Source organism: Zhongshania sp. (assembly GCF_041623545.1).
Lineage (GTDB): Bacteria > Pseudomonadota > Gammaproteobacteria > Pseudomonadales > Spongiibacteraceae > Spongiibacter.
Genome location: NZ_JBFJWS010000287.1, coordinates 1 through 4,074 on the forward strand (window position 1 = coordinate 1; position 4,074 = coordinate 4,074).

Here is a 4,074-nt window from a genome sequence, read left to right on the forward strand (position 1 = left end):
ACCGTCGGCAGGCTGGTGTCGAGCAACTCGGCGCGGTCGAGCTCACCGAGTATGGCCATTACGCCACCGGCGCGGTGCACGTCTTCCATGTGATATAGCGGCGTATTCGGTGCGACCTTGCACAACTGGGGTACCTTGCGAGACAGGGCATCGATATCTTTCAGGGTGAAGTCGAGCTCGGCTTCCTGTGCTGCGGCTAATAAGTGCAGTATGGTATTGGTCGAGCCGCCCATGGCGATATCCAGCGCCATGGCGTTACTAAAGGCGCTGTACGACGCGATATTGCGGGGCAGTACGGTGTAATCGTCTTCTTCGTAATGGCGGCGGGCTAGCTCGACAATGCGGCGGCCAGCCTCTAAAAACAGCTTTTTGCGGTCGGCGTGGGTGGCTAGCAGTGAACCATTGCCGGGCAGGGACAGGCCCAGGGCTTCAGTCAGGCAGTTCATTGAGTTAGCGGTAAACATCCCTGAGCAAGAGCCGCAGGTGGGGCAGGCCGAACGCTCGTATTCCGCGACTTTTTCGTCGCTCGCACTGTCGTCCACGGCGATAACCATGGCATCGACTAAGTCGAGCTTGTGCTCAGACAGTTTGGTTTTTCCAGCTTCCATAGGGCCGCCAGACACAAATACCACGGGAATATTTAAGCGCAGCGCGGCGTTGAGCATGCCGGGGGTGATTTTGTCGCAGTTCGAGATACACACCATGGCGTCGGCGCAGTGGGCATTGACCATATACTCTACTGAGTCGGCGATAATGTCGCGGCTTGGCAAGCTGTAGAGCATGCCGTCGTGGCCCATGGCGATACCGTCATCAACCGCGATGGTATTGAATTCCTTGGCGACGCCACCAGCGGCTTCGATTTCTCTGGCAACCAATTGGCCCATGTCTTTAAGGTGGACGTGGCCGGGCACAAATTGGGTAAAGGAATTAACTACCGCGATAATTGGCTTTTCAAAATCGCCATCTTTCATTCCGGTGGCGCGCCACAGTGCGCGAGCGCCCGCCATATTGCGGCCAGCGGTGGTAGTTTTAGAGCGATAAACAGGCATAGTGATCCTCGTGCGCGGTCGCTGAGTGGTATTTTGAACTTTGCTATTGGGCCGCAGTTTAACACAGAGCGCGGCGCCTTCGTATGTGGTAAATGCTATGCCCGCGAGGATGAGTGCAGGTGTCTTAACCGGTGTCTATGGGTATGATGCAGTCATATAACAGGAAAGAGGTTTATTGAATGGATGATGCTTTAGACGCAGTTGTCAGCGTAGCGCCGAATTGGTTGGGCCAGTGGGGGCCTTTTGCGGTGGTTATGGCCTTGTTATTCGCCACGTGGCTATTTACCCGCAAAGTGTTTGCGGTACAGAAAAGTCATGGCGCCGACACGCGTTATCGGGAGCAGGGCACGCGCTTGGCCTTCCGGCTCAGTGGCTTGCTGCTGGCGATAAGCACGATTCCAATGAACGGCGAATTGCGCGGCCAGCTATTGAGCCTAGTGGGCTTGTTAATGAGTGCCGCAATTGCCCTGTCGTCGACGTCGGTTATGGGTAATTTAATGGCAGGTTTTATGCTGCGCACAGTGAACAGTTTCCGCGCGGGGGATTATATTGAATTTCGTGGCGAGCTGGGCCGCGTGTCCCAGCGGGGTTTATTGCATGTGGAGTTTCAGAACGAAACCAGTGAGTTGGTTACCGTACCTAACTTGCTGTTGGTGCAGGAGCCCTACAATGTGGTGCGGGCGTCCGGCACGGTGGTGTCGGCGGAGGTGTCGCTGGGTTATGACGTTGATCGCCGGGAAATTGAAACAGCTTTACTCAGTGCCATTGAAGAGGCAGAACTAGAAAATGGCTTTGTGCAAATTCGCAATTTGGGCGATTTTTCGGTGAATTATCGCGCTAGTGGTTGGCTCAAGGAGGCGGCATTGCTAGTCAGTGCACGCTCGCGCCTGCGAGGCAAAATGCTTGATGCCCTGCACGATGCAGGAATAGAAATTGTGTCGCCGAGTTTTATGAATCAGCGTCCATTGCCCACAGATTTGAAGTTTATTCCCAAGCGTAAAGTGACAAGGCAGCCAGACGATGATCGCAACGGCCACGCTGAAGAAATTTTGTTCAGCAAAGCCGAGGTTGCCAGCGCTGTTGAACTCCTTCAGGGTAAAATTAAAAAGATTAAAGATCAGCTCAATGCCGATCCCGTTGAGGGGGAGGAGGCGCCGGATCGCGAAGAATTAAAAGCTGCACTCGGTGGCTTGACTGAGGAGCTTGAGCAGGCGCGAATTTTGGCTAAGGCCGAAGTCGCACGGGACAAAGGCACCCACGACGAAGAGGATGACGAGGGTGGCGACGTCGCGGAAGATGACGACACCGCAAAACCGAAAGACTAGGCCGGTTGAACACCCGTCTGTTGCAGCCAGTCGGTTAGCGCGAGGCCGGTGCCCATCGGCCAGGGTTTAATTTCTGCGGGGGGTACAATTTTATAATCATCGAGCTCGTGATTGAGTTTAATCTCGCCAGCGGCGCGCACGTGGTAGGCAATAATCACTTGGTTCTGTTGAGCAAAGGGGTAGACACCGATGAGTTTCGTTTCCAGCGCGTGGAGGTTTAGCTCCTCCATCGTTTCGCGGCGCGCGCATTCCTCGGGATCTTCGCCAGCCTCAAGGAAGCCAGTAATAATAGAATAAAAGCTTTTCGGCCAAGAGACGTTGTGGGCCATGACAACGCCGCCCTCGACCTCAACAATCATCGCAACCACGGGTACCGGGTTGTTCCACAGTACAAAGCCGCACTGGGTGTTTGGGCAGCCTTTGCGGATCTCGCTGTCGATCAGAAGCTCTGCGATTGGGCTGGCGCATTGGGGACAAAAATTCATAGTGGCCTCTAATTTATTGGTATTCAGCCTTTGATTTTGCCACAGACCGCCTATGTGCGACTATGTTGCAATGAGCTTAATTTAGAGAGTGCGTCGCTGTGGATTTGAATCTGAAAAACAAAGTTGTGCTAGTTACTGGGAGTAATCGCGGTACCGGGGAATGTATTGCCGCTACCTTAGCGAAGGAAGGGGCTAAGGTTGTGTTTCACAGTAACGAGGCTGGCGCCGCGGATGCGGCGGCAAAAAAGGTCGGCAATGCCTGCGCAGTGTGGGGCGATATAAGCACTGATGCCGGATGTGAGCAGGTATTGGCACAGACCAAGGCACAGGTGGGCGACGTCGATATTTTAGTGAATAACTATGGTACGGCATCGGCGGGTAAGTGGGCGATCAGTGCCAGTCATGACTGGCTAGATATGTACCAGAAAAATGTACTGTCTGCTGCGCGCCTTATACAGGGCTTGGTGCCTGCAATGAAAGCGAAAGGCTGGGGTCGAATTGTCCAATTGGGCACGATTGGCAGTCATCAACCCAATAATATTATGCCCCATTACTATGCCGCGAAGGGCGCCTTGGCGACGATGAGTGTAAGTTTAACCAAGGAGTTAAGTCACACCGGAATAACGGTAAATACAATTTCACCGGGCTATATCCGTACTGCGGAGTTAGAAGCGGGTTTTAGGCGTCGAGCGGAGAAACAAGGTTGGGGGGATAATTGGGATGATATTGTTAAACAGATTGTCGCCAGCGAATACCCCAACCCCTGCGGCCGCATTGCTGAGCGTCAAGAGGTCGCCGATTTAGTTGCGTTTATCTGCAGTGAGCGAGCGGGGTTTATCAATGGTCAGAATATTCGTATCGATGGTGGTGCGGTGTGTTATGTATAGCCGCGGAAATTGCGACGCTTAATTAACCGCTTACCATACGCACGTGGCTGGCAACCGCGACTCGATTGCGTCCTTGGTGCTTGGCCTGATACATGGCGCGATCAGCTTCTTTGGTAAAGAAGCTTGGTGCCATTCCCCGCATGGGCACCCCGACATAAATGCCAGCGCTGACAGTAACCACTGTTGATGACTTGGATTTTTTGTGGGGAATGGCGAGTCTTTCAATTTTGGATCTAACGGCTTCGACATGCGTTAAAAAAGTCGCTTCATCGGAATCACTAGCGGAAAGCACGACAAACTCCTCGCCGCCATAGCGAGCGCTGATGTC

General features: G+C 53.5%; 5 protein-coding genes. 2 read left to right on the forward strand and 3 right to left on the reverse strand.

Annotated features, from left to right (window positions below):
• On the reverse strand, positions 1-1,049 hold a 1,049-nt coding region (gene ilvD, locus ABYT30_RS16545), incomplete at its 3' end, for a dihydroxy-acid dehydratase (RefSeq protein WP_373097553.1).
• Positions 1,050-1,228: 179 nt separating this feature from the next.
• Between ilvD and ABYT30_RS16550 the strand changes: the two genes are divergently transcribed.
• Entirely contained in the window at positions 1,229-2,374 is a 1,146-nt protein-coding gene (locus tag ABYT30_RS16550) for a mechanosensitive ion channel family protein (RefSeq protein WP_373081766.1), read from the forward strand.
• Here the strand turns inward: ABYT30_RS16550 and ABYT30_RS16555 are convergent.
• A complete protein-coding gene (locus tag ABYT30_RS16555) occupies positions 2,371-2,859 on the reverse strand; it encodes an NUDIX domain-containing protein (protein WP_373081768.1) in 489 nt (162 codons plus the stop codon). The genes ABYT30_RS16550 and ABYT30_RS16555 overlap by 4 nt on opposite strands.
• Before the next feature lie 98 nt (positions 2,860-2,957).
• Here ABYT30_RS16555 and ABYT30_RS16560 point away from each other — a divergent pair, with 98 nt between their 5' ends.
• The gene (locus ABYT30_RS16560) at positions 2,958-3,746 is read left to right on the forward strand and encodes an SDR family NAD(P)-dependent oxidoreductase (protein WP_373081769.1); all 789 of its coding nucleotides are present in this window, start codon (positions 2,958-2,960) and stop codon (positions 3,744-3,746) included.
• Between the two features lie 22 nt (positions 3,747-3,768).
• Here ABYT30_RS16560 and ABYT30_RS16565 read toward each other — a convergent pair.
• Positions 3,769-4,074: diguanylate cyclase domain-containing protein (locus ABYT30_RS16565; RefSeq protein WP_373097554.1), on the reverse strand; the 306-nt coding region annotated here is incomplete at its 5' end.